The organism is Vibrio minamisatsumaniensis (assembly GCF_050337445.1).
GTDB lineage: Bacteria > Pseudomonadota > Gammaproteobacteria > Enterobacterales > Vibrionaceae > Vibrio > Vibrio artabrorum.
The window spans coordinates 1-24,866 of record NZ_JAKJSY010000055.1 but is presented as its reverse complement, the minus strand read 5'-3'; the positions used below and the strand labels follow the sequence as shown (position 1 = coordinate 24,866).

Annotated in this window: 24 protein-coding genes and 1 pseudogene; all 25 read left to right on the top strand. The window is 45.7% G+C overall.

Annotated elements, in window-relative coordinates; genetic code table 11:
* Nucleotides 1–121: 121 nt before the first annotated feature.
* The gene (gene fliE / locus L4B77_RS13270; protein ID WP_261839158.1) at nt 122–433 is read left to right on the top strand and encodes a flagellar hook-basal body complex protein FliE; all 312 of its coding nucleotides are present in this window, start codon (nt 122–124) and stop codon (nt 431–433) included.
* 16 nt (nt 434–449) lie between these two features.
* A complete protein-coding gene (fliF, locus tag L4B77_RS13265; protein ID WP_261839159.1) occupies nt 450–2,189 on the top strand; it encodes a flagellar basal-body MS-ring/collar protein FliF in 1,740 nt (579 codons plus the stop codon).
* Nucleotides 2,182–3,243 (top strand): flagellar motor switch protein FliG, encoded by a 1,062-nt coding sequence (fliG, locus tag L4B77_RS13260; protein ID WP_261839160.1) that lies wholly within the window; start codon nt 2,182–2,184, stop codon nt 3,241–3,243. Before fliF ends, fliG begins: the two co-directional genes overlap by 8 nt.
* Nucleotides 3,244–3,368: 125 nt before the next feature.
* Nucleotides 3,369–4,169 carry a flagellar assembly protein FliH gene (fliH, locus tag L4B77_RS13255; RefSeq protein WP_429750960.1) on the top strand — a complete coding sequence of 267 codons (801 nt, stop codon included), beginning with the start codon at nt 3,369–3,371 and terminating at the stop codon, nt 4,167–4,169.
* The gene (gene fliI, locus L4B77_RS13250) at nt 4,169–5,488 is read left to right on the top strand and encodes a flagellar protein export ATPase FliI (RefSeq protein ID WP_429750958.1); all 1,320 of its coding nucleotides are present in this window, start codon (nt 4,169–4,171) and stop codon (nt 5,486–5,488) included. The genes fliH and fliI overlap by 1 nt, the downstream gene beginning before the upstream one ends.
* A 19-nt stretch (nt 5,489–5,507) precedes the next feature.
* Complete coding sequence (gene fliJ, locus L4B77_RS13245; RefSeq protein ID WP_429750956.1) at nt 5,508–5,945, top strand: flagellar export protein FliJ; 438 nt, start codon at nt 5,508–5,510, stop codon at nt 5,943–5,945.
* A gap of 178 nt (nt 5,946–6,123) precedes the next feature.
* The gene (locus L4B77_RS13240; protein WP_429750954.1) at nt 6,124–8,205 is read left to right on the top strand and encodes a flagellar hook-length control protein FliK; all 2,082 of its coding nucleotides are present in this window, start codon (nt 6,124–6,126) and stop codon (nt 8,203–8,205) included.
* A gap of 49 nt (nt 8,206–8,254) precedes the next feature.
* Nucleotides 8,255–8,746, top strand: a complete 492-nt coding sequence (gene fliL / locus L4B77_RS13235; protein ID WP_261839165.1) for a flagellar basal body-associated protein FliL — start codon at nt 8,255–8,257, stop codon at nt 8,744–8,746.
* Between the two features lie 7 nt (nt 8,747–8,753).
* Complete coding sequence (gene fliM, locus L4B77_RS13230; RefSeq protein WP_261839166.1) at nt 8,754–9,797, top strand: flagellar motor switch protein FliM; 1,044 nt, start codon at nt 8,754–8,756, stop codon at nt 9,795–9,797.
* A gap of 28 nt (nt 9,798–9,825) precedes the next feature.
* Entirely contained in the window at nt 9,826–10,236 is a 411-nt protein-coding gene (fliN, locus tag L4B77_RS13225) for a flagellar motor switch protein FliN (protein ID WP_261839167.1), read from the top strand.
* Complete coding sequence (gene fliO, locus L4B77_RS13220; protein WP_261839168.1) at nt 10,236–10,634, top strand: flagellar biosynthetic protein FliO; 399 nt, start codon at nt 10,236–10,238, stop codon at nt 10,632–10,634. The genes fliN and fliO overlap by 1 nt, the downstream gene beginning before the upstream one ends.
* Entirely contained in the window at nt 10,621–11,550 is a 930-nt protein-coding gene (gene fliP / locus L4B77_RS13215) for a flagellar type III secretion system pore protein FliP (RefSeq protein ID WP_429750951.1), read from the top strand. Before fliO ends, fliP begins: the two co-directional genes overlap by 14 nt.
* A gap of 11 nt (nt 11,551–11,561) precedes the next feature.
* The gene (gene fliQ / locus L4B77_RS13210) at nt 11,562–11,831 is read left to right on the top strand and encodes a flagellar biosynthesis protein FliQ (protein ID WP_261839170.1); all 270 of its coding nucleotides are present in this window, start codon (nt 11,562–11,564) and stop codon (nt 11,829–11,831) included.
* A gap of 6 nt (nt 11,832–11,837) precedes the next feature.
* Nucleotides 11,838–12,620: a flagellar biosynthetic protein FliR gene (gene fliR / locus L4B77_RS13205; protein ID WP_261839171.1), complete on the top strand. Its 783-nt coding sequence runs from the start codon at nt 11,838–11,840 to the stop codon at nt 12,618–12,620.
* 9 nt (nt 12,621–12,629) lie between these two features.
* Complete coding sequence (flhB, locus tag L4B77_RS13200; protein WP_261839172.1) at nt 12,630–13,760, top strand: flagellar biosynthesis protein FlhB; 1,131 nt, start codon at nt 12,630–12,632, stop codon at nt 13,758–13,760.
* Between the two features lie 272 nt (nt 13,761–14,032).
* Entirely contained in the window at nt 14,033–16,132 is a 2,100-nt protein-coding gene (flhA, locus tag L4B77_RS13195) for a flagellar biosynthesis protein FlhA (protein ID WP_429750970.1), read from the top strand.
* A gap of 27 nt (nt 16,133–16,159) precedes the next feature.
* Nucleotides 16,160–17,671, top strand: a complete 1,512-nt coding sequence (gene flhF / locus L4B77_RS13190) for a flagellar biosynthesis GTPase FlhF (RefSeq protein WP_429750948.1) — start codon at nt 16,160–16,162, stop codon at nt 17,669–17,671.
* Between the two features lie 13 nt (nt 17,672–17,684).
* Nucleotides 17,685–18,572, top strand: coding sequence for a MinD/ParA family protein (locus tag L4B77_RS13185; protein WP_261839174.1), 888 nt, complete (start codon nt 17,685–17,687; stop codon nt 18,570–18,572).
* Entirely contained in the window at nt 18,565–19,299 is a 735-nt protein-coding gene (locus L4B77_RS13180; RefSeq protein ID WP_261839175.1) for an RNA polymerase sigma factor FliA, read from the top strand. The genes L4B77_RS13185 and L4B77_RS13180 overlap by 8 nt, the downstream gene beginning before the upstream one ends.
* 42 nt (nt 19,300–19,341) lie before the next feature.
* Nucleotides 19,342–19,710, top strand: a complete 369-nt coding sequence (gene cheY / locus L4B77_RS13175; protein ID WP_016767062.1) for a chemotaxis response regulator CheY — start codon at nt 19,342–19,344, stop codon at nt 19,708–19,710.
* Nucleotides 19,711–19,817: 107 nt separating this feature from the next.
* On the top strand, nt 19,818–20,549 hold the full coding sequence (locus tag L4B77_RS13170; RefSeq protein WP_261839176.1) for a protein phosphatase CheZ: 732 nt from the start codon (nt 19,818–19,820) through the stop codon (nt 20,547–20,549).
* A 9-nt stretch (nt 20,550–20,558) separates the two neighbouring features.
* Nucleotides 20,559–22,733 carry a chemotaxis protein CheA gene (locus L4B77_RS13165; protein ID WP_429750944.1) on the top strand — a complete coding sequence of 725 codons (2,175 nt, stop codon included), beginning with the start codon at nt 20,559–20,561 and terminating at the stop codon, nt 22,731–22,733.
* A gap of 8 nt (nt 22,734–22,741) precedes the next feature.
* The gene (locus L4B77_RS13160; RefSeq protein WP_261839178.1) at nt 22,742–23,860 is read left to right on the top strand and encodes a protein-glutamate methylesterase/protein-glutamine glutaminase; all 1,119 of its coding nucleotides are present in this window, start codon (nt 22,742–22,744) and stop codon (nt 23,858–23,860) included.
* Nucleotides 23,861–23,870: 10 nt separating this feature from the next.
* On the top strand, nt 23,871–24,653 hold the full coding sequence (locus L4B77_RS13155) for a ParA family protein (RefSeq protein WP_261839179.1): 783 nt from the start codon (nt 23,871–23,873) through the stop codon (nt 24,651–24,653).
* Nucleotides 24,640–24,866: pseudogene (locus tag L4B77_RS13150) on the top strand (chemotaxis protein CheW); the annotation flags it as partial. The gene L4B77_RS13155 and the pseudogene L4B77_RS13150, both read left to right, overlap by 14 nt.

Sequence of the window (24,866 nt, the reverse complement as noted above, 5' to 3'; positions counted from 1 at the left end):
ATAGTGCTAGCCTTCTGACTATTGTAGTACGATGTCTAGTCAAATCATGTCTGGCACGCTAATTGCTCTGTCAATAATACAGCGAAATAGATGGTCATTTTTTTGACTTCCGAGGTAGTAAATGAGAATAGATGGTTTACAAGGCGAAATGCAAGCAATGATGGTTGAAGCTGCCAGTGCCCGTCCCACCACAACGGGGCAAGCAGTCGGTGCAGATTTTGGCAACATGCTGACTCAGGCCATCAATAATGTGAACTCATTACAAAAGACCTCGGGTGATCTTCAAACGCGTTTTGATAGTGGTGACCAAAGCGTGTCCCTATCCGATGTTATGATTGCTCGTAATAAATCGAGTGTGGCTTTTGAGGCGACGATTCAAATTAGAAATAAATTGGTCGAATCGTACAAACAGCTGATGAATATGCCGGTATAAGTTAGGTAGTTAAATAGTGGCAGATAATAGTCAAACAACAGATTTAGCCGTAAGTGACAGCAACGACCACGCCCTTATTGCGCGATCTGAGCTCGACGAAGAAGGGCAAAATCCTGATCTGGGTGAACGCAGTTCGTCTAAGTTCGATATGGCCGTGGGTGATCTCGACTTACTTCGTCAGGTCGTCTTAGTCCTTTCCATCTCAATTTGTGTTGCGCTTATAGTGATGCTTTTTTTCTGGGTAAAAGAGCCAGAAATGCGTCCATTAGGAGCGTATGAAACAGAAGAGTTGATCCCAGTTCTTGATTACTTAGATCAACAAAAAATCGAGTACGCTCTTGAGGGGAATACGATTTCAGTGCCTGCGAGTGAGTACAACTCTTTGAAGTTGAATATGGTACGAGCGGGGTTAAATCAAGAACGAAATGCCGGTGATGATATCCTCATGCAAGATATGGGGTTCGGTGTATCACAACGTTTAGAAAAAGAGCGTCTTAAATTAAGTCGTGAACGACAACTTGCAAAAGCCATTGAGCAAATGCAACAGGTGCGTAAAGCTCAGGTTTTATTAGCGTTACCAAAACAAAGTGTGTTTGTTCGCCACAATCAAGAAGCTTCTGCTTCGGTGTTCCTAACACTGAGAACCGGCAACAACCTTAAGCAACAAGAAGTGGATTCTGTTGTGGATATGGTGGCGAGTGCGGTTCCGGGAATGAAAACCTCACGAATTACGGTGACCGATCAACATGGTCGACTTCTGAACTCAGGCTCTCAAGATCCGATGTCAACAGCGCGCCGTAAAGAACATGAATTAGAGCGCAACCAAGAACAAGCGCTGCGTGAGAAAATTGACTCCGTTTTGATTCCTATCTTGGGTTTTGGCAACTATACCGCTCAGGTTGATATTCAGCTCGACTTTAGCGCGGTAGAGCAAACGAGCAAACGCTATGATCCGAACACGCCGGCGACACGCAGTGAATATACCTTAGAAGACTACAATAACGGGAATACTGTCGCTGGTATTCCGGGAGCCTTGAGCAATCAGCCGCCTGCTTCGGCCACCATTCCTCAGGATGTTGCCCAGATGAAAAATGGTGCGACAGGGCAAGGCTCAGTTCACAAAGAAGCAACTCGAAATTTTGAGTTAGACACCACGATCAGCCATGAACGAAAACAGAGCGGCGCAGTTAATCGTCAGACAGTATCGGTGGCAATCAAAGACCATCAATCCGTGAACCCAGACACGGGTGAAGTGGTTCATACGCCCATTCCTGAGAGTGAAATTAATGCGATTCGTCAGGTGCTTATTGGTACGGTAGGGTTTGATGAAAGCCGTGGTGATTTACTTAACGTGTTGAGTATGCAGTTTGCGCCTCAAGTCGTTGATGTTGTGCCAGATGTGCCAATTTGGGAAAACCCGAGCTTTAATAATTGGGTTCGTTGGTTTGCGAGTGCCCTTGTTATTATTGTGGTTATTTTGGTGCTTGTTCGCCCTGCTATGAAAAAACTGCTCAATCCAGCAGCCGATGATGATGAGCAAATGTACGGCCCTGATGGAATGCCAATTGGTGCTGACGGTGAAACCAGCTTAATTGGTGGTGATATTGAAGGGGGAGAGTTGTTTGAATTTGGCTCAAGTATCGACTTACCAAACCTTCATAAAGATGAAGATGTATTGAAAGCAGTGCGTGCACTTGTCGCGAATGAACCCGAGCTAGCAGCTCAAGTAGTTAAGAATTGGATGGCAGATGGCTAACGAAATTGTTCCACAACAAACCGAAGGCGGTGAAGTGCTTGATGTTGCTGGCGTGGATATCACTTCTATCTCTGGCGATGAGCGTGCTGCGATCTTGTTGCTCAGTTTAAACGAAGAAGATGCTGCTGGTATTATTCGTCATTTAGAGCCAAAGCAGGTTCAACGTGTGGGTAGTGCCATGGCACGCGCTGCGGATTTGTCTCAGGAAAAAGTGGGTGCGGTTCACCGTGCTTTCTTAGATGATATTCAAAAGTACACCAATATTGGCATGGGCAGTGAAGACTTCATGCGTAACGCACTGGTGGCGGCTTTGGGTGAAGACAAAGCGAATAACCTTGTCGATCAAATTCTACTTGGCACTGGATCGAAAGGTTTGGATTCACTTAAATGGATGGACCCTCGTCAGGTAGCGAGTATCATCATCAACGAGCATCCTCAGATCCAAACCATTGTTTTGTCGTACCTTGATGCTGATCAATCGGCTGAGATCCTGTCTCAGTTCCCAGAACGCGTTCGTCTTGATTTGATGATGCGTATTGCTAACCTAGAAGAAGTTCAACCTTCAGCACTTGCTGAACTGAATGAAATCATGGAGAAACAATTTGCGGGTCAAGCGGGTGCTCAAGCAGCGAAAATTGGTGGTCTGAAAGCTGCTGCTGAGATCATGAACTACATGGACAATAACGTGGAAGGCGTCTTGATGGATCAAATCCGCGACCAAGACGAAGACATGGCAACCCAGATTCAAGATCTTATGTTTGTCTTTGAAAACCTTATTGAAGTGGATGATCAAGGTGTTCAACGACTACTGCGTGATGTTCCACAGGACGTTCTTCAGAAAGCGCTTAAGGGTGCTGATGAAGGTTTACGCGAGAAGATCTATAAGAATATGTCAAAACGTGCGGCTGATATGATGAGAGACGATATTGAGGCGATGCCGCCAGTGAAAGTCTCTGATGTGGAAGCGGCTCAAAAAGAGATATTGGGTATTGCGAGGAAGATGGCCGACAGTGGCGAGATCATGCTGTCAGGTGGCGCCGACGAGTTCCTTTAATACAGAAATCTCCAAAGCCCCACTCTGTTGGGGCTTTTCTTTATCCAATCTCGAACCACAGATTAACGAAGTCTAACCGATTGAATTTACAATACAGTTTGACTCACTCATAGATAGGTACTGATATGTCAGGTGATAGAAAACGCGGCTTCCTGCGCCCCGAAGAAGATAATACGGTTGCCCAACCTCAGAAATGGGGGCTGCCTGACTACACCTCTGATGTGAATAAACAAGCCAAAGAAACCGCCTTTAACTATGATCCTGGCTGGATGCCTACGGTTGAAGAAGCCATCGAAGATGAAGCGTTGATTTTGACTGAAGAGCAAATCGAATTGATCAAGAAAGGCGCTTATCAGGAAGGGTTTCACCAAGGGCAAGAGGCTGGCTTCAAGCAGGGCTATGAAAAAGGCAAAGAAGAAGGGTTTACCGCAGGTCATCAAGAGGGCAACGAAGTCGGTAAGCTTGAAGGCGTTACGGCTGGACAAGAATACATTCAACAACAAGTGGCTATCTTTATGGGGCTTGCTAACCAATTTGCTCAGCCGTTGGAACTCATGAATGCTCAGGTTGAAAAGCAACTGGTCGACATGGTGCTGACCATGGTCAAAGAAGTGGTGCATGTTGAAGTACAAACCAACCAACAAATCATCTTGGATAGCGTCAAAGAATCGGTCGAGTCATTGCCTATTTCTGGTCACGCGATCACTCTGAAGTTGAACCCTGAAGATGTCGCCATTATTCGCTCTGCCTATGGTGAAACAGAATTGGATTGTCGTAATTGGGAGTTGGTCGCGGAACCCGCCCTTAACCGTGGTGATGTTCAAATCGAAGCGGGTGAGTCGAGTGTTAACTATCGTATGGAAGAGCGCATCAAGAACGTCATTCAAAACTTCTGTGGCGTAAACCGCTATCAGGGGCATGAATAATGCTCGAGCTTGCGGATCGCCTGAGTCAATACAAAGTCGAAGGGCTAAAGTCCCGACCAATTGCATCCGGTAAATTGGTGCGTGTGGTTGGTCTAACACTCGAAGCGACTGGCTGTAAAGCGCCAATCGGTAGCTTGTGTTTAGTTGAAACGATGTCTGGTCAAATGGAAGCTGAGGTCGTGGGCTTCTCTGGTGATAACCTTTTTTTGATGCCAAGTGAGCAAATTACCGGGATCTTACCCGGCGCTCGTGTGACTCCGTTGACGTCAGAGAGCGGTATTCCTGTTGGAATGGAGTTGCTTGGACGTGTTATCGATGGTGTGGGTAACCCACTTGATGGGTTAGGACCGATTTACACCGAGCAACGCGCTTCATTTAATGCGGAGCCAATTAACCCCTTAGCGCGTAAGCCTATTTCTGAGCCGCTTGATGTTGGCTTGAAAGCGATCAATGGTTTGCTTACCGTTGGTAAAGGGCAACGTATTGGTTTGTTTGCTGGATCGGGTGTTGGTAAGTCGGTCACGCTTGGTATGATGACTCGAGGTACTACCGCGCAAGTGGTTGTGGTCGGGCTTATTGGTGAGCGTGGACGAGAAGTAAAAGAATTTATTGAAGAAATTCTTGGTGAAGATGGGCGTAAACGTTCGGTTGTTGTTGCCGCACCGGCGGATTCTTCGCCATTGATGCGCTTAAAAGGCTGTCAAACCGCGTTAGCGGTTGCAGAATACTTCCGAGATCAAGGTTTAGATGTTCTATTATTGATGGACTCGTTGACGCGTTTTGCTCAAGCACAACGTGAAATTGCTTTGTCTGTGGGTGAGCCGCCAGCAACCAAAGGTTATCCACCATCGGTATTTGCTAAACTTCCCGCATTGGTTGAACGTGCTGGTAACGGTAATGATGAACAAGGTTCTATCACCGCTTTCTTTACCGTTTTAACCGAAGGTGATGATTTACAAGATCCTATTGCGGATGCGTCGCGAGCGATTCTTGATGGTCATATTGTGCTGTCACGTGAGATGGCTGATGCCGGTCATTACCCTGCGATTGATGTAGAGAAATCGGTCAGTCGTGTTATGCCTCAAATCACGACAGAAGAGCACGTTTTGATGTCGAAAGCGGTGCGACAAGTGCTGTCTATTTGCCGAAAAAATCAAGATTTAGTTTCGATTGGTACTTATAAGGCGGGCACCGATCCTGCCATTGATAGTGCCTTCACCCTGAAGCCGAGATTAGATGAATACTTGCAACAGAAGATGAAAGAAACCGTGCCATACGACATGTGCGTCAATATGTTGAAACATGTATTAGGGGGGTAACGGGTGAATAAGGTCAGCCATGGATAACGCACTAGAATTTCTTCTCGATCAAGCGAAAGACAAAGAGAATCAAGCGGTATTAGCGCTCAATAAAGCAAATACTGAATTAGAAGGGTATTATGAGCAGGTCGCACAGATCGAAAAATATCGACTGGATTATTGCCAGCAACTGGTCGACCGTGGCAAAGCGGGTTTGACGGCCAGTCAGTATGGTCACTTAAATCGCTTTTTAACTCAATTGGATGAGACGCTCTCAAAGCAAAGAGAAGCGGAACATCATTTTAAAAATCAGGTCGATAACTGCCAAAACTACTGGATGGAGTTGCGTAAAAAGCGTAAGTCTTACGAGTGGCTAATGGAAAAAAAGCAGAAAGAGAAAGTAAAGTTGCAAGATCAAAGAGAACAAAAGCAAATGGATGAGTTCTCAACTCTGCTCTACAGCCGAAAGAAGGTGTGACTCTTAGTTACGATTGACATCAATGTTGTGCGTCAGGGGGGATGAAAAAATATAGGCATGTTTCTTGCTGCATTACTACAAAACTGCGTTTTATGCCCTTAATGGTATGAAAAGCCCCCGACTTTCTTTTTGTTGCCTAACAAAGTGGCGGCAAAGCTAGTAGATAGAGCTTGTATATATGAATGTTAGTCTTTCCTCAAATTCAGCGACCAGCAAAACGTCACCGTTGTTGGACTCCGGTTCTGCTTCTTCCAAGGTAGAAGAGACCGGTGATTCAAAAGGTTTCTTTGAGTCTTTTAAAGAAGCGCTCGGCTTTGAAGAAAGTGATAGCAAAGCTGCAGTAAAAGACACAGCAACCGCCTTAAAATCCGAAGAAAAACAGACGATTGACGGCGAACCTTCAGCGGATAAGACCAACGATGATTCAGCTGAGGCTAGCGAAGAGCAAACTAAGCAAGCGACGGGTGTTGAAAATACGACGACGGATAAAATAGCCACTGAACAAACATCCGAACAGGATTCAGAGTCGAAAGCCAAAGCTTCCTCGACTTCGTCGGATGACGGAACGTTAGCTGCGGTCCCGAATCAAGGTGTCCAATCTGAGCAAACAGCGGTCGATAGCGATTCTGACGGGCCGAAGGTTCAGGGTGCATCTCAAGCTAATGCAGCAATGAGCGAAGGCAATAAGTTGCTTGATCAGTTGGATGAGGCAAGCAAAACACTGAAGCAACCAACAAACGGCAAAGGCTTGCCCCAACAAGCTCAAATGGGTCAAGTTCAAGGCGATATTTCAGGAGCTCCTGCTGCTGGTGTTTCTGATAGCAATGCCGTGGACAACATGGCACAACAAACAAATGCAGCCAATCAAGAGAAGAGTCTTGAAGTCGATTCTGAAATTGCTGTACTTACCGGTGGTAAGGGGGTTTCTCAGTTGACGGATACTGAAATTCGACAGTTAATGGATAAAGGTATCACCCCAGAGCAAATTGAAGCGAGTATGAGCAGAGAACTGAGCCAAAAGAATACGGTCAGTGGGCGAGCTGTAGATCAGAGCCAAGCTCTGTCAGCGGCAGATATTGAACTTGCCAAGCAGGTCGATGCTCAAACCAAAGCGCTCAACCAACTGAATGAACAAATTGAATCAGAACAATCGGTTGTCGATGGATTGGTTCAAAAGCAACAAAGTGGCGCTACATTGACGGTTGATGAACAAGCTGCTCTGGCGACTGCGACCGCAAATTTAGACTTGTTGAATCGACAGTTAGTCAATGTTCAGCAGCAAGCAAAGGCTTTACTGAGCCAAGATCCGAACGAGAGCAACCTATCTGGTAAGCCAGTCGCCATTGATTGGGATAATACGGATTCAAATGAAACTAAAGCGGTCGCTTCGGCAGTATCAACAGCGGCCGTAGCGACGGCAGCACAGCAAGTGTCAGCGCAGGCAGCTTCTCAATCAACCAACAATGCGTTCACGGATAAAGCGGCAATGCAACATGCCAGTAACGCACATGCGGCAGCTCAGCAATTGGTGTCTCAACAAGGGAATGCAGCCACAATACCGCAGCAAACCGCTTTGGATCCAAGTCTAGCAGCGCAAAACCCTGTGATGAATGCCGCGTCAGCAGCCACAAAAGCAGGCTCGACGGAAGCACTTCTTAAAGCGGAAGCTGGTGTCGAAGCACTGTCTGGTTTGGGTAAGGCAGGGGCTAAAGAAGATTCTAAAGATTCTTCCTTGGCCCAGCAGATTGCTTCTGCGGCTGGCGCACAAGGAACAGCAACGGTTGGTTCAGCACCGACACGAGCAGAAATTCAAGCTGCCCAACAGGCGCCTTTGCAGCTCACTAAAGAGCTCGCCAATGAGCAAGTGGCTGAAAAAATACAAATGATGATGTCTAAGAACCTTAAGAGTTTGGATATTCGTCTCGACCCACCCGAATTGGGTCATATGAAAATCAGAATGACCATGAATAATGATGTGGCGAACGTGCACTTTACAGTGACGAATCAACAAGCGAGAGATGTGATTGACCAAACATTACCTCGCTTGAGAGAAATGTTTGCTCAACAAGGTATACAGCTTGCTGATTCGTCAGTTCAGCAACAGAACTCTGGTCAAGGGCAAGAGAGATATGGCCATGGTGAGCAACAAACCGGCTCTAACCGCACAAATGGTACTCAAGGTGCGGAAAACCTTGATAGCGGCAGCAATCTTGAATTGAATGTCGCATCAAAGCGTGATGGAATCAGTTATTATGCTTAATATCAGCGCATAACAAGCTCATTAAAAGAATAGGACGTTAGGAAACAATATGTCTGAAGAACAAGATCCAGCTAAAAAGAAAAGTAAGCTTCCTATTATCATTATTGCCGTTGTCGTTGTATTGCTCGGAGTTGGCGCAGCACTGTTCTTTTTCCTCGGTTCCGATGATGGTAGTGTTTCTGAATCACAGTCGCAGCCCGTTAACACGGTCGTCGCTGTAGAACCTGTGATGTATGTTAATATTCCACAACCCTTTTTGTTCAATGTTACGGGTGATAAAAAAGATCGTCTCGTTCAAATAAAAGTACAGCTCATGGTTCGTGGAAGTAAGAATGAAGATTTAGCTCGCTACCATACGCCACTCATCGAAAGTACGTTACTGGCAACATTTGCGTCTGCAACGGTTGACCAATTGCGCTCCCTAACAGGACGAGTTGAACTGCGTGACAAGGCGACGGAAGATATTAAAGCAAGCCTAACTCAAGCTGTTGGCCTGCCTGTAATAGAAAAAGTGCTATTCACTGACTTCGTAATTCAATAGGTAATTTGTGACCGATTTATTAAGCCAAGACGAAATTGATGCGCTGTTACACGGCGTTGATGATGTTGACGACGTTGAAGATGCTGTAGAAACCGAAAATGAAAATGCAATCAATTTCGACTTCTCATCTCAAGATCGAATCGTCCGTGGTCGAATGCCGACCCTTGAACTTATTAACGAGCGTTTTGCTCGTCATATGCGCATTAGTTTGTTCAATATGTTGCGTAAAACGGCTGAGGTGTCGATCAACGGCGTACAAATGATGAAGTTTGGTGAGTACCAAAATACATTGTATGTTCCGACCAGTTTAAACATGGTTCGTTTTCGTCCATTAAAAGGGACGGCGCTGATCACCATGGAAGCCCGTCTTGTCTTTATTCTCGTAGAGAACTTCTTTGGGGGGGATGGCCGCTTTCACGCTAAGATTGAAGGTCGTGAGTTTACGCCCACCGAGAGACGAATTATTCAGTTACTGCTAAAAATTGTTTTTGAAGACTACCGGGAAGCATGGTCTCCTGTGATGGGTGTTGAGTTTGAGTATTTAGATTCTGAAGTGAATCCAAGTATGGCGAACATTGTGAGCCCAACAGAAGTCATTGTTGTGAGTTCATTTCACATTGAAGTGGATGGCGGTGGTGGTGATTTCCATGTGGTCATGCCTTACTCAATGGTAGAGCCGATTCGTGAATTGTTGGATGCCGGTGTTCAATCAGACAAAATGGAAACCGATGTTCGCTGGAGCTCTGCACTGCGTGATGAAATCATGGATGTGCCTGTCAACTTTCGAGTTAACCTGCTAGAGCAAGACATTTCTCTGCGTGACCTTATGGAGCTGCGCCCTGGTGATGTCATTCCAATGAAAATGCCTGAACACGCGACGATGTTCGTCGAAGAACTGCCGACTTATCGTGTGAAAATGGGACGTTCAGGCGAGAAGCTCGCAGTACAGATTTCTGAAAAAATTCAAAGACCGCATGTGGTTAAAACTGATCTCGCGTTTTTAGGTAAAGACTTAATGTCGGAACTTGAAAATAGTGACGATAACGAATAGCAAAATAGATAAAGTATAGGAATTGGCAATGGAACCTAGTGAAGATCAAAAGCTGGCAGATGAATGGGCTGCAGCACTTGGTGAAGACCCTTTAGCGCCGTCAATTGATGTCGATGATGTACTGGCAGCCCCACTTGACGAGCTAACCGATTCATCGACTCCGATTTCTGAAGATGAGCGCCGCAAGCTCGATACCATTATGGATATCCCTGTGACCATTTCGATGGAAGTAGGACGCTCTCAGATCAGTATTCGAAACTTACTTCAACTCAATCAAGGTTCGGTTGTTGAGCTGGATAGAATCGCAGGTGAATCACTGGATGTAATGGTTAATGGTACTTTGATCGCTCATGGTGAAGTGGTTGTCGTCAATGATAAGTTTGGTATTCGTTTGACGGACGTTATTAGCCAAACAGAAAGAATTAAGAAGCTTCGCTAATGCGTTTTACGTCTGAGCGATGGATTGGGGCCGGGCTATTTTGCTTTCCCACGATGGCATTTGCCGCCACGCCTCCCTCTCTGGATTTAGCGACCACTTTCGGGTCGCTAATTTTCGTTATAGCATTCATCTTATTGATTGCTTGGTTATTGAAGCGAATGCAAGTACCGGCTATGTCTAAGCAACAAGGCTTAGCGATTGTGAGGCAAATTCCGGTAGGAACGAAAGAGCGTATTGCTATTGTTCAAGCGGGTGATGAACAGTTCTTGGTTGGCATTACCACGCAGTCCATTCAGTTGCTCTCTAAGCTTGATAAACCTCTCACTCAGGAGATGCTGGAAAGAAGTTCATTTTCAAGTCAGCTTTCCCAACTAATGAAAAAAGATGCAAACAAATAACCGGCTTTTAAACTCATCTTACTGTTGCCAAACCGGCGCTTTCCGAGCGGCGAAAGTGCTGCTGGTTCAGCTTATTTTTCTCTGTACTCTTGTATTCAGTGTGTCGGTATCAGCACAGGCTGAAGACGGCACGGTCATTCCCGCCAATGTCGCAGGTTCAGAGTCAGTAACCACCAGTACTATGGAACAAGACCAATCCAAATCGCAAACCATGACGACGGGTAGCTTGACTGGGAATGGCGGGGGTATTCCAGCCTTCACCATGACGACCAACGCGAACGGTGGGGAAGATTACTCTATCAATTTGCAAATATTGGCCTTAATGACCATGCTCGGCTTTTTGCCGGCGATGGTGATTTTGATGACCTCGTTTACCCGAATTGTGGTGGTCATGTCTATCTTGCGCCAGGCAATGGGTCTACAACAAACGCCTTCAAACCAAGTGATTATTGGTATTGCGATATTTTTGACCTTTTTCATAATGTCCCCTGTGATCAATCAGGTAAATGAACAAGCGGTTCAGCCTTATCTTAATGAACAAATATCAGCAAGACAGGCATTTGATGTTGCCCAAGCCCCAATTAAGTCTTTCATGCTTAAGCAGACTCGACTTAAAGATCTTGAGACCTTTGTGGATATGTCGGGATCAGAAGTGAGTAATCCTGAAGATGTATCTATGGCCGTTCTCATTCCTGCGTTTATCACCTCTGAGCTGAAAACGGCATTTCAGATCGGTTTTATGTTGTTCTTGCCTTTCCTTATCATTGACTTGGTGGTTGCCTCTGTATTGATGGCTATGGGGATGATGATGCTGTCACCGATGATTGTGTCACTGCCGTTTAAGTTGATGTTATTTGTTCTTGTTGATGGTTGGAACTTGATACTCTCGACACTCGCCGGCAGTTTTGTCGTGTAGCTGGGGGTATCATGAATCCTGAAATATTCGTCGAATTGTTCCGAGACGCACTTTGGATGGTATTAATCATGGTTTGCGCCATTATTATTCCTAGCCTATTGATCGGTCTAGTTGTCGCTGTCTTTCAAGCCGCAACATCCATCAACGAACAAACGCTAAGCTTTTTGCCGCGTTTAATCGTGACGTTGTTAGCCTTGATGATGTTTGCGCATTGGATGACACAGATGATGATGGAGTTCTTTTTCGAGATCATTGAACGCTTACCACAAGTTTTGTATTAAACCGATATGGAATTCCCGACGAGCCTAGTACTAGAGTGGTTAGCCAATTATTTTTGGCCGTACACTCGTATCTCAGCCATGCTGATGGTTATGTCGGTAACAGGGGCACGTTTTGTTTCCCCTCGCATTCGTCTGTATTTAGGTTTGGCGATTACCTTTGCCGTAATGCCTGCGATCCCCGCAGTGCCTAAAGACATTGAACTGCTGTCCTTCCAAGGTTTTTTAACGGTCTTTGAGCAAATTGTCATTGGTGTTGCCATGGGATTTGTCACCCAGTTCATGCTTCAAACTTTCGTTATGCTTGGTCAGATTCTGGGTATGCAATCGAGTTTGGGTTTCGCTTCCATGGTCGATCCAGCTAATGGTCAGAATACACCGGTGCTCGGTCAGTTGTTTATGCTGCTAGCGACCCTGTTTTTTTTAGCAACGGATGGTCACTTGAAAATGCTGCAATTGGTGGTGTTTAGCTTTAAGACTTTACCGATTGGTAGTGGCTCTCTAACGGCGGTGGATTTCAGAGAACTGGCACTGTGGCTTGGCATTATGTTCAAAACGGCATTATCGATGTCATTGTCGGGCATCATTGCCCTGTTAACGATTAACCTTTCATTTGGTGTAATGACGCGTGCCGCGCCTCAACTTAATATATTTTCTTTGGGTTTTGCATTTGCACTACTCGTAGGTCTATTGATTTGTTGGTATATCCTTAGCGGTTTGTATGGGCACTATGAGCTATTCTGGATGCAAGGCGAACAACAGATATGTCGTCTCATCCGATTAGAATGTTAGGAGACTGAAATGGCAGAGTCAGACGGTCAAGAACGTACCGAAGACGCCACGCCCAAGCGCTTGCAACAGGCCAAAGAAAAAGGTCAGGTTGCAAGATCAAAAGAGCTTGCGTCGGCGTCGGTGTTGATTGTAGGGGCGATTGCCTTGATGTGGTTTGGTGATTCGATGGCGAAAGCTTTGTTCGAGGCCATGCAACGTCTATTTTCACTAAGCCGTGATGAAGTATTTAATACCAATAAGCTTCTAGAAATAGTCGGTGGCGCGTTGGTGAACCTATTCTACCCATTGTTCTTGATTCTGATAACCTTATTCGTTGCTGCAGTGATCGGTGCAGCTGGAGTTGGCGGAGTTAGCTTTTCAATGCAAGCGGCGATGCCTAAGGCGTCTAAGTTAAATCCATTGAGCGGTATTAAACGGATGTTTGGCCTGCAAAGTTGGGTTGAACTGTTGAAATCTATTCTGAAAGTAGCGCTCGTTTCTGGGATGGCTATTTATCTTATTCACGCTTCTCAGCACGATTTGATGCAACTGAGCATCGAGGTGTACCCACAGAATATATTCCATGCTCTGGATATTTTACTTAACTTTATTCTTCTTATTAGTTGCTCTTTGTTAATTGTTGTCGCTATTGATATCCCGTTTCAGATCTGGCAGCACGCCGATCAGCTGAAGATGACTAAACAAGAAGTGAAAGATGAGTTTAAAGACACGGAAGGGAAACCTGAAGTGAAAGGTCGAATTCGAATGTTGCAACGGGAAGCGGCCCAACGTCGTATGATGGCTGATGTTCCACAAGCTGATGTGATAGTGACCAATCCTGAACACTTTTCGGTGGCTTTGCGTTATAAGCAGAATCAAGACAAAGCGCCAATAGTGGTCGCCAAAGGGGTTGACCATATGGCGATGAAAATTCGTGAAATTGCGCGTGAGAATGATATCTATATTATTCCAGCTCCCCCATTAGCGAGGGCGCTTTACCACACCACAGAACTCGAACAACAAATTCCTGACGGTTTGTTTACGGCGGTGGCACAAATACTTGCTTATGTGTTTCAGCTTAAACAGTATCGAAAAAAAGGGGGGGAGAGGCCAAAGTTACAAGATTCCAATATGTCGATCCCACCCGATATGCGCTATTAGATCAATTGCTTGAGCTGAGAGCGATGAACACGGATAATGGCGTTATCATCGCGCCTTCTTTTTTTTGATCGGGTGGCGATAAATTGACGAGATAGGTTGGTATAATGCTTGCTATATCAATTGTGAATATAATAACCCCGATCATTACCACCGGTTCATTATAAAGCCGTGTATTATAAACCCATGTTTTCTAAACCATAGAAGCATAGCTTGGACCTGAGCCTCAATCAGCTTGGCGAGAGAGCGACAATATAGTGAAACTGCCTAGATTTATGAAATTCTCCCTGCCTTTTGCGGACAAGCTACCTAAAATTCCTAATCGAGCGATGCCTGCAATTGGTGCGCCTGTCATGGTACTTGCAACGCTTGCTATGGTGGTGTTGCCGATTCCAGCTTTCTTGTTGGATATGTTCTTCACCTTTAATATTGCACTGTCTATGGTTGTGCTATTGGTTTCGGTTTATACCCGCAGGCCTTTAGATTTCGCAGCATTCCCCACGGTCTTGCTCATCGCGACTCTGCTTCGCTTGGCCTTGAACGTTGCTTCGACCCGAGTGGTATTGCTCCATGGTCATGAAGGTGGTGATGCTGCCGGTAACGTTATTGAAGCCTTCGGTAACGTGGTGATTGGTGGTAACTATGCGGTTGGTTTGGTGGTGTTTTTGATCTTGATGATCATCAACTTTATGGTGGTCACCAAAGGTGCGGGTCGGATATCGGAAGTCAGTGCACGTTTTACCTTGGATGCTTTACCGGGTAAGCAGATGGCAATTGATGCCGATTTGAATGCGGGTTTGATCGATCAAGAACAGGCTCGTACCCGCCGCTTTGAAGTGACTAAAGAAGCCGACTTTTACGGTTCAATGGACGGTGCATCTAAGTTTGTTAAAGGGGATGCGATTGCCGGTATCTTGATCTTGTTCATCAATATCATTGGTGGTTTGAGCATTGGTATGGTCCAGTTTAACCTTGGTTTTGGTGAAGCCATCGAGATCTATACATTACTGACGATTGGTGACGGCCTGGTTGCACAAATTCCTTCACTGCTGCTTTCTATCGCTGCTGCGATGATGGTGACGCGTCAGAATACCGATGAAGACATGGGACAACAACTCGTCTTCCAAATGTTTGATAATCCCAAATCCTTAATGATCACAGCGGGTATCCTTGGAATTATGGGGATTGTACCTGGTATGCCGCACTTCTCATTTTTAAGTCTCGCTGCGGTTGCAGGCGCTGGGGCGTACTTTATTGATAAAAAACATAAGAAAAAAGCGCAAGACCAAAATCTACCAGCAACCATTGAAGCRAAAGGAGAGCAAGGCTCTCAGAAAGAACTCTCTTGGGATGATGTTCAGCCGGTCGATATTATTGGCTTGGAAGTGGGGTATCGTTTAATTCCTCTGGTCGATCGAGATCAAGGGGGTGAATTGCTTGAGCGAGTGAAAGGGGTACGTAAAAAGCTGTCTCAAGATTTTGGTTTCTTGATCCCAGCAGTGCATATTCGCGATAACCTTGAGCTAACGCCAAACAGTTACCGAATTACGTTGATGGGAGTGGCGGTTGGTGAGGCTGAGATCAAGCCTGACATGGAACTCGCCATCAATCCCGGTCAAGTTTACGGGATAATCGATGGTGAGCAGACGATTGACCCTGCATTTGGCCTTGAAGCCGTGTGGATCCGTGAAGAGCAACGTGAACACGCACAAGCCTTAGGTTACACGGTTGTGGATTCATCAACCGTGTTGGCAACGCATCTTAGTCAATTGTTAACGAACAATGCATCGCAGCTGATTGGTCACGAGGAAGTGCAGAACTTGCTTGAAATGCTTAGTCGTTCTACGCCCAAGCTCGTTGAAGGTTTTGTGCCAGAGCAACTGTCGCTTGGTGTTGTAGTGAAAGTGCTACAAAACCTGTTAAATGAAGCCATTCCCATTCGAGATATACGAACAATCGTCCAAACTTTGTCGGAATATTCAGGTAAGAGTCAAGAACCTGACATACTCACTGCCGCAGTTCGTATTTCATTAAAACGACTAATTGTTCAAGAAATCAATGGTATAGAGCCAGAGTTACCTGTCATTACCCTAATTCCAGAGTTGGAACAAATTTTGCATCAGACGATGCAGGCCTCTGGCGGGGAATCTGCAGGAATTGAACCAGGTTTAGCCGAACGTTTACAAACATCTCTCAGCCAAGCGACACAAGAACAAGAGCTGAAGGGAGAGCCCGCGGTGCTACTGACCTCTGGTGTATTACGTTCGACGTTGGCTAAATTCGTGAAAAACACGATCCCAAACTTGAGAGTGTTATCTTATCAAGAGATACCGGACGAAAAGCAGATACGCATAGTACAAGCTGTTGGTAATTAAACCGCCTAATTAGAACGGACGAACGAATTGAAAATTAAACGATTTTTTGCAAAAGATATGCGAACAGCTCTGCTCCAAGTCAAAGAAGAGCTTGGTTCAGAAGCCGTGATCATGTCAAATAAAAAGGTCGCTGGTGGCGTAGAAATTGTTGCTGCTATTGATGGTGAATCGAGCCCATCAACAACGAGTTCACGGTTAAATAAACCCCAACAGCCTGCGCAAAGTCAGTATACGCAAATGGCCGCGCCCGCAGCACCGGTAGGGCGTCGTCAACTAGACGATGACAAGGTTAGCCTACAGACGAGTGCTGAAGGCGGACGATCAATGACCAAGCGCTTTGCGAATATGCTCAAACAATACAGTCATGGTGCCGATGAAAGCTCACAACATCGTGCTGAAAATGAAGACTCGTTGTCAGCGCTGTTGAATCGCCAGTCCGGGAGCAATCGTCAGTTAACGGGTAACCAACAGTCTAACGGCCGTCTCGACTCTGCATTTGCTCGTGAAACGGGTCTATCTCAATTAATTGCCGAAGATCGCAGAGTCGATCGTCCAGCGCCTCGTCTTGATCCTACTCGTTACGATCGTCATCGTGAGGGGGGGCAATCCAAAGGTACAGATACCGAGATGGAAACAATGCGCGAAGAGATGACCTCTATTCGTCGCTTGTTAGAACATCAAGTATCAGGATTAATGTGGCAAGAAGTTGAGCGTCGTGAACCTCTGCGAGCAATGTTAATTAAGCGTCTTGAGCGTATGGGGGTTTCTGCCGAGCTTGCGGATCAAATGGCTTGTTACATTCCTGAAGACACTAAACCTGCTCGCGCTTGGAAGGCATTGCTAGCCTTGGTCGCGGACCAGATTTCAGTGACACAAACCGATATTTTAAAACGCGGTGGTATTGTGGCCTTATTAGGTCCGACTGGTGTGGGTAAAACAACGACCGTTGCAAAGCTAGCGGCAAGAGCCGCAATGGAATATGGTGCAGACAATGTCGCACTGGTGACAACAGATACTTATCGTATCGGGGCGCATGAGCAGCTATCAATTTATGGTAGAATTATGGGTTGTCCGGTAAGAGTTGCTAAAGATTCTAGTGAATTGGCCGATGTTATATATCAGTTGCGTAATCGTCGCCTGATTTTGGTCGATACTGCAGGCATGGGACAACGAGATGTTCGCCTATCTGAACAGTTAGACACCTTGATGCAAGAGAGTGGTTCCGTTATCAATAGTTACCTTGTGTTGCCAGCAACGGCACAACGTAAAGTGCTGCAAGAAACCATTGAGCACTTTAGACGAATCCCGTTGTCGGGGTGCATCATGACTAAGCTGGATGAATCCTTAAGTCTAGGTGAATTCATCAGTGTCGTAATACAAAATGCATTACCAGTTGCTTACATAGCAAATGGTCAACGAGTTCCTGAAGATATTGTTATTGCTCAGCCAAAGTACATGATGGCTAAGGCCAATGAGTTATTAGAAAAATCTACAGAGAATGAACCTCATTACTGGAATAGCGATTCTGAAGGGCTCTAGGCGGCGGATAAATATGAATGAAAATATGATACATGATCAAGCTAGCGGCCTCCGTCGCTTAACCAAGCCTTCACTCACAAAAGTTATCGCTGTAACCGGTGGTAAAGGAGGTGTTGGTAAATCTAATGTAACGTTAGGTATGGCTATTTGTATGGCGCGCCAAGGCAAAAAAGTCATGGTATTGGATGCCGACTTAGGGCTAGCCAACGTCGATATTATGCTAGGCATTCGCTCTAAACGAAATCTCGGGCACGTGTTGGCTGGTGAATGTGAGCTTAAAGATGCGATTGTCGAAGGGCCGCACGGAATTAGAATTATTCCTGCAACGTCAGGCACGCAGAGCATGACTGAATTGTCGCATGCTCAACATGCGGGGTTGATTCGTGCCTTTGGTTCGCTTGAAGACGAGATGGATATCTTGCTTGTCGATACAGCCGCCGGTATTTCTGATATGGTGATCAGCTTCTCAAGAGCGGCGCAGGATGTAGTCGTGGTCGTGTGTGATGAACCAACGTCAATTACGGATGCTTATGCCTTAATTAAGCTCTTGAGTCGAGAACATCAAGTTCAGCGATTCAAAGTTGTCGCCAATATGGTCAGAAGCTATCGCGAAGGGCGAGAATTATTTGCAAAATTGACTTTGGTCACAGAGCGTTTCTTAAATGTGAACCTCGAACTCGTAGCATGTATTCCTTTAGATGATAAAGTACGTCAAGCCGTGAAGAGACAGAAAATTGTAGTCGATGCATTTCCTCGCTCTCCTGCGGCATTAGCAATCAGTTCATTGTCAAATAAGGCATTGACCTGGCCAATCCCTAAAACACCAAGTGGGCATTTGGAGTTTTTTGTTGAAAGATTACTGAATCGTACTGAATTTGTAGAGGACCCATTTGGTGAATAAAGCGCTTACTTACGATCAACATGCTAATCACAATAGCCAGCAGGCTTTTTTTGAGAAGTACTCTGTGTTGGTTAAACGTATCGCTCATCACTTGCTGGGGCGATTACCGCCGAATGTGTTGGTTGATGATTTGATTCAAGCTGGCATGATCGGCTTGATTGAAGCTCAACAAAATTATGATGGTACTAAAGGGGCTAGCTTCGAGACATATGCTGGGATCCGAATTCGCGGGGCGATGTTAGATGACATACGTCGTGGAGATTGGGTGCCGAGATCGGTTCATAAAAACAATCGTGAAATCAGCAGTGCAATCGCGGAGTTGGAGGGGATTCTCAACCGCGACCCTAGTGATGTCGAAGTGGCGAAGCACATGGGACTCAGTTTAGAGCAGTATCACAGTGCTTTAACGGATATTAATTGCTCAAGACTGGTCGGAATCGAAGATTTAGGCGTCTCAGATGATGTAATATCTCCGAATGAGGACTCTCAAGACAACGCACCTTTTCAAGGCGTCGCCGATGAGTCTTTTCGTCAAGCTTTGATCGATTCAATAAAACAACTTCCAGAAAGAGAAGGCCTTGTGCTTTCACTTTATTATGATGAAGAACTCAATTTAAAAGAGATAGGGGAAATATTAGGTGTCAGCGAGTCTCGTGTCAGCCAAATATTGAGCCAATCTATGCAGCGTCTACGCACTAAGTTAAGTGCTTGGACACAGAACGACTAACAACACTGATCTTATTCAGTGGAGGCTAATTTGAACAAAAACATGAAAATTCTCATTGTTGATGACTTTTCAACGATGCGCCGAATTGTTAAAAACCTACTTCGTGATCTAGGTTTCAACAACACTCAAGAAGCAGATGATGGCTTGACCGCATTACCTATGCTGAAAAAAGGCGAATTTGATTTCGTGGTAACGGACTGGAACATGCCCGGTATGCAAGGTATTGACTTGCTTAAACACATTCGTGCAGATGCAGAACTTAAGCATCTACCTGTGCTGATGATCACAGCAGAGGCGAAGCGTGAGCAAATCATTGAAGCCGCACAAGCAGGTGTTAATGGTTACATTGTGAAGCCTTTCACTGCAGCCACGCTGAAAGAGAAACTTGATAAGATTTTTGATCGCTTATAAGCGATCAATACGTTTTAGGAATTTCTGGATAAACACTGACTGAACCGTTCTCTGTCTATCTCGATAACCTAAGCGAACGAAGTATGCGGAGTAAGGCTAAACTCAGGATGATTTCATTAGCACAAGCAAAACAATTAGTAGAACTGCTTGAAAACGATGAACAGCAAGATGCTGATTCTCTTGTTAGAAGTATTTATGAAGACAATTTTAGTCTTCAAGACAACCCAATGCTTCAAGAAATAGGTAGTTTGACTCGCGATCTTCACGATTCTTTGACTCAATTTAATTTCGATGAACGCATTAGCGTCATCGCAAATGATGAAATCCCTGACGCAAGGGATCGCCTTCAATACGTCATAGATAAAACAGAAGTTGCGGCGAATAAAACGATGGACGCTGTTGATTGCTGCATGCCAATAGCGGACAACCTACACGAGGGTCTACTTCAAGTGAGGCCTCAATGGAATGAACTGATGCATGGCCGCATTGAGCTGGCACAATTTAAAGCTTTATGTCACCGCATTGATGGATTGCTTGTCCAAGTAGAAGGCGACAGTACTGAACTACGCGGACAATTGACTGAAATCTTGATGGCTCAGGATTTCCAAGATTTAACTGGGCAGATAATTAGCAAAGTTATTACCTTGGTAAATGAGGTGGAAGGACGTTTGGTCGAGATTCTCACGGTATTCGGTGCGAATCAAAAAGAGCCAACTCCAGAGTCAGAGAAGAAAGCATCGATTGCTCCTGAAGGTCCAATTATGAACCCAGAAGAGCGTGAAGATGCTGTTGCATCTCAAGATGAAGTCGACGATTTGTTATCCAGTCTTGGATTTTAAAGGTAACCTATGAGCTACGATTTAGACGAAGATATTCTTCAGGACTTTTTAGTCGAAGCAGGAGAAATCCTTGAACTCTTATCAGAACAACTGGTAGAGCTTGAGAATAACCCTGACGACAAAGAGCTATTAAACGCTATTTTCCGTGGTTTCCATACAGTGAAAGGGGGTGCTGGTTTCCTAGCATTAACTGAACTGGTGGATACTTGTCATGGTGCTGAGAATGTTTTCGACATTCTAAGAAACGGCCAACGTAGCGTAACGTCAGGTTTGATGGATACCATGCTACAAGCTCTCGATACCGTCAATGTGCAGTTTCAAGCCGTGCAAGATTCGGAGCCTTTAGTTCCCGCTGAACAAGCTTTATTGGATGAACTTCATCGTCTCTGCAAACCACAGTCTGCCGAGGAAGTGGCACCAGTAGAATCCCCATCACAGGTCATCCCTGAACCTATTGTTGAAGCGCCTGCGGTACCTGAACCGGTTGTTGAAAGCTCAAATATCAATGCCTCTTCAGTCGATGATATCTCTGAAGATGAGTTTGAACGCTTGCTTGATGAGCTGCACGGTAAAGGTGGTTCACCAACAGCGCCTTCTGCACCAGCACCCGCTGCACCTCAGCCTGTTGCTGACAGTGGTGATATTACTGATGACGAATTTGAAAAGTTATTAGATGAACTGCACGGCGCGGGTAAGAGTCCGACAGCGGCAAGTTCAACGCCGCCTCCTCCGCCAGCGCCTCCTGCAGCACCTGTTTCGGCGATGTCTGAAGGCGATGACCTGATGACTGACGAAGAGTTTGAGAAGTTACTTGACCAGTTACATGGTTCAGGTAATGGCCCAACTCTTGAAGAGCTAGACGTGGCAACTAAACCAGCCGCTGTGAAGCCCGAGATCACAGCTCCTGTAGCAAAAGCAGCACCTAAACCTCAGCAATCAGCCGTTGCTGAAGTGAAAGAAACACCGACGAAATCAGAAGCAAAAGTGCCAGCGAAGAAGCAGCAAGCTGACGCAACAGTGCGCGTTGATACGTCAACCCTTGATACCATCATGAATATGGTGGGTGAGCTTGTCTTGGTTCGCAATCGACTGGTCAGCCTTGGCCTGAACAGTGATGATGAAGAAATGGAGAAAGCCGTCTCTAACTTAGACGTTGTGACAGCGGATCTTCAAGGTGCGGTAATGAAGACCCGCATGCAGCCGATCAAGAAAGTATTTGGCCGTTTCCCTCGAGTTGTTCGTGATCTTGCTCGTACTTTAAACAAAGACATCGTTCTTGAAATGCGTGGTGAAGAAACGGATCTTGATAAAAACTTAGTGGAAGCACTGGCCGATCCCCTGATTCACTTAGTAAGAAACTCTGTCGACCATGGTATTGAAATGCCGGACGACCGTGTTGTTGCAGGTAAGTCTAGAACGGGTAAAGTGATTCTTTCTGCCTCTCAAGAAGGTGACCACATTGAATTGGCTATCGTTGATGACGGTGGCGGTATGGACCCTGATAAGCTTCGAGCTATCGCGGTTAAACGTGGTTTGATGGATGAAGACGCCGCGTCTCGCTTATCAAATAAAGAGTGTTTTAACCTAATTTTTGCTCCTGGCTTCTCCAGCAAAGAGAAGATCTCAGATATCTCTGGTCGTGGTGTGGGTATGGACGTTGTGAAAACAGCGATCAACACATTGAATGGCTCAATTGACATTGATTCAGAGATGGGACAGGGCACCAAGATCACGATCCAGGTTCCACTCACTTTAGCGATTCTGCCAACCTTGATGGTTGGTGTCGCTGGTCACCCGTTTGCATTGCCTTTGGCATCGGTGAACGAGATTTTCCACCTAGACTTAAGTTGCACTAACGTGGTTGATGGTCAGCTGACTATCATCGTTCGCGATAAATCTATCCCGTTGTTCTATTTACAAAACTGGCTTGCACCTAAAGCGGGTATTGTCGAACTGCGTAAAGGGCACGGCCATGTTGTTATCGTACAACTGGGTAGCCAACGTGTTGGTTTTGTTGTCGACACGCTTATCGGCCAAGAAGAAGTTGTTATCAAGCCACTTGATAAGCTACTGCAAGGCACGCCAGGAATGGCAGGCGCGACAATTACAAGTGACGGACACATTGCATTGATTCTTGATGTGCCGGACTTGTTGAAGCAGTACGCAGCTGCGTCAAGAATTTAAGGATAAATATGGCGATTAAAGTATTAGTTGTTGATGATTCGAGTTTTTTTCGACGTCGCGTTAGTGAGATCATCAACTCAGAGGCTCGCCTAGAAGTCATCGATGTAGCAGTAAACGGCAAAGAGGCCGTTGAGAAAGCCAAAAAGTTAAGACCCGATGTTATTACGATGGATATTGAAATGCCGGTCATGGATGGCATCACCGCTGTTCGTGAAATTATGGCCGCGTCGCCTACGCCTATTTTGATGTTTTCATCGTTAACACATGATGGTGCGAAAGCAACATTGGATGCTTTGGATGCAGGTGCTCTCGACTTCTTACCTAAGAAGTTTGAAGACATCGCACGTAACCGCGACGATGCAGTTGCATTGCTTCAACAGCGCGTAATTCAGATTGCTGCAAAGCGTGCATTTATGCGTCGTGCTCCTATTGCGCCGAGAGCGACAGCAACGACTTCAACTTCAACGCCATTACGCCAACCAATAACAGCCGCTACTTCGGTTGCTAAACCTACAGTTGCGGCGACAGCGAAATTCAGAGCTTCAGGTAAGAAGTATCAATTAACAGCCATTGGTACTTCGACTGGCGGCCCTGTTGCACTACAGAAAATTTTGACGCACATTCCGGCTCATTATCCACATCCGATTGTGTTGGTTCAGCATATGCCTGCTACGTTTACTGCCGCTTTTGCTAACCGTCTGAACAGCCTATGTAAGATTGAAGTTCGTGAAGCGCAAGATGGAGATATGTTGAAAGCTGGTGTGGCGTATCTTGCTCCGGGTGGTAAACAGATGATGGTGGATGGCAGAGCCGGTTCGGCACGTCTAAGAATTATCGATGGCGGCGACCGCATGAACTACAAGCCTTGTGTGGATGTCACATTCGGCTCTGCTGCAAAGATCTACGGCGACAAAGTGTTGTCTATGATACTGACCGGTATGGGCGCAGATGGTCGAGAAGGTTCGCGTATGTTGAAAACTGCGGGCTCGACGATTTGGGCACAAGATGAAGACAGTTGTGTTGTATATGGTATGCCTCAAGCGGTAGCAAAAGCGGGCATTTCTACTGAAGACCTACCTCTCGACCGCATTGCGGAAAGGATCTTGGTTGAAGTTGGCTTAGCTTAGGTAAATCGACATGATTGTTTGGAGTGTTGCAAACCAAAAAGGTGGTGTTGGTAAAACGACTACGACCGTGACTCTAGCAGGTTTACTTGCGTTGAAGGGGCACCGTGTTCTGTTGGTTGATACTGACCCACATGCATCACTGACCACCTATCTGGGTTACGACTCAGATACGGTAGAATCGAGCCTGTTTGATCTGTTCCAGTTGCGTGAGTTTACCGCGCAGACGGTAAGACCTTTGCTTTTACAAACGGAAGTCGAAGGTATCGATATTATTCCTGCACATATGTCATTAGCGACATTAGATCGTGTAATGGGAAATCGAAGTGGTATGGGATTGATCTTGAAGCGCGCTTTAGTGGCTTTGCAAAGTGACTATGACTACGTGCTTATTGACTGTCCGCCCATTCTGGGTGTCATGATGGTCAATGCTTTGGCGGCGAGTGATCGTATTTTGATTCCTGTACAGACTGAGTTTTTGGCAATGAAGGGCTTAGAGCGCATGATTCGCACTTTATCCATCATGCAGAAGTCTCGTAAAACACCGTTTAAAGTGACGATTATACCGACGATGTACGATAAACGGACCAGAGCATCACTACAAACACTCACTCAGCTTAAAGATGATTACCCGAACCAAGTTTGGACATCTGCCGTACCGATTGATACCAAGTTTCGAGATGCGAGCTTAAAACGTTTGCCAGCCTCTCACTTTGCGTCGGGTAGTCGCGGTGTATTTGCTTATAAACAATTGCTTATTTATCTTGAGAGGTTAGCGATAAATGAGCGTGAATAACGAATTAACAGAGACACGACAAAGTCTATCGAGTGAACAAGCGCTGGATGATTATTTCACTTCGCTATTGGGCGAAGAAAATAGTGAACCGGAAGCGTTTTTTGTTGACCAGTCTATCGAACTGTCTCAACCTGAAGAGCCAGAGCCAGAGCCAGAGCCAGAGCCAGAGCCAGAGCCAGAGCCAGAGCCAGAGCCAGAGCCAGAGCCAGAGCC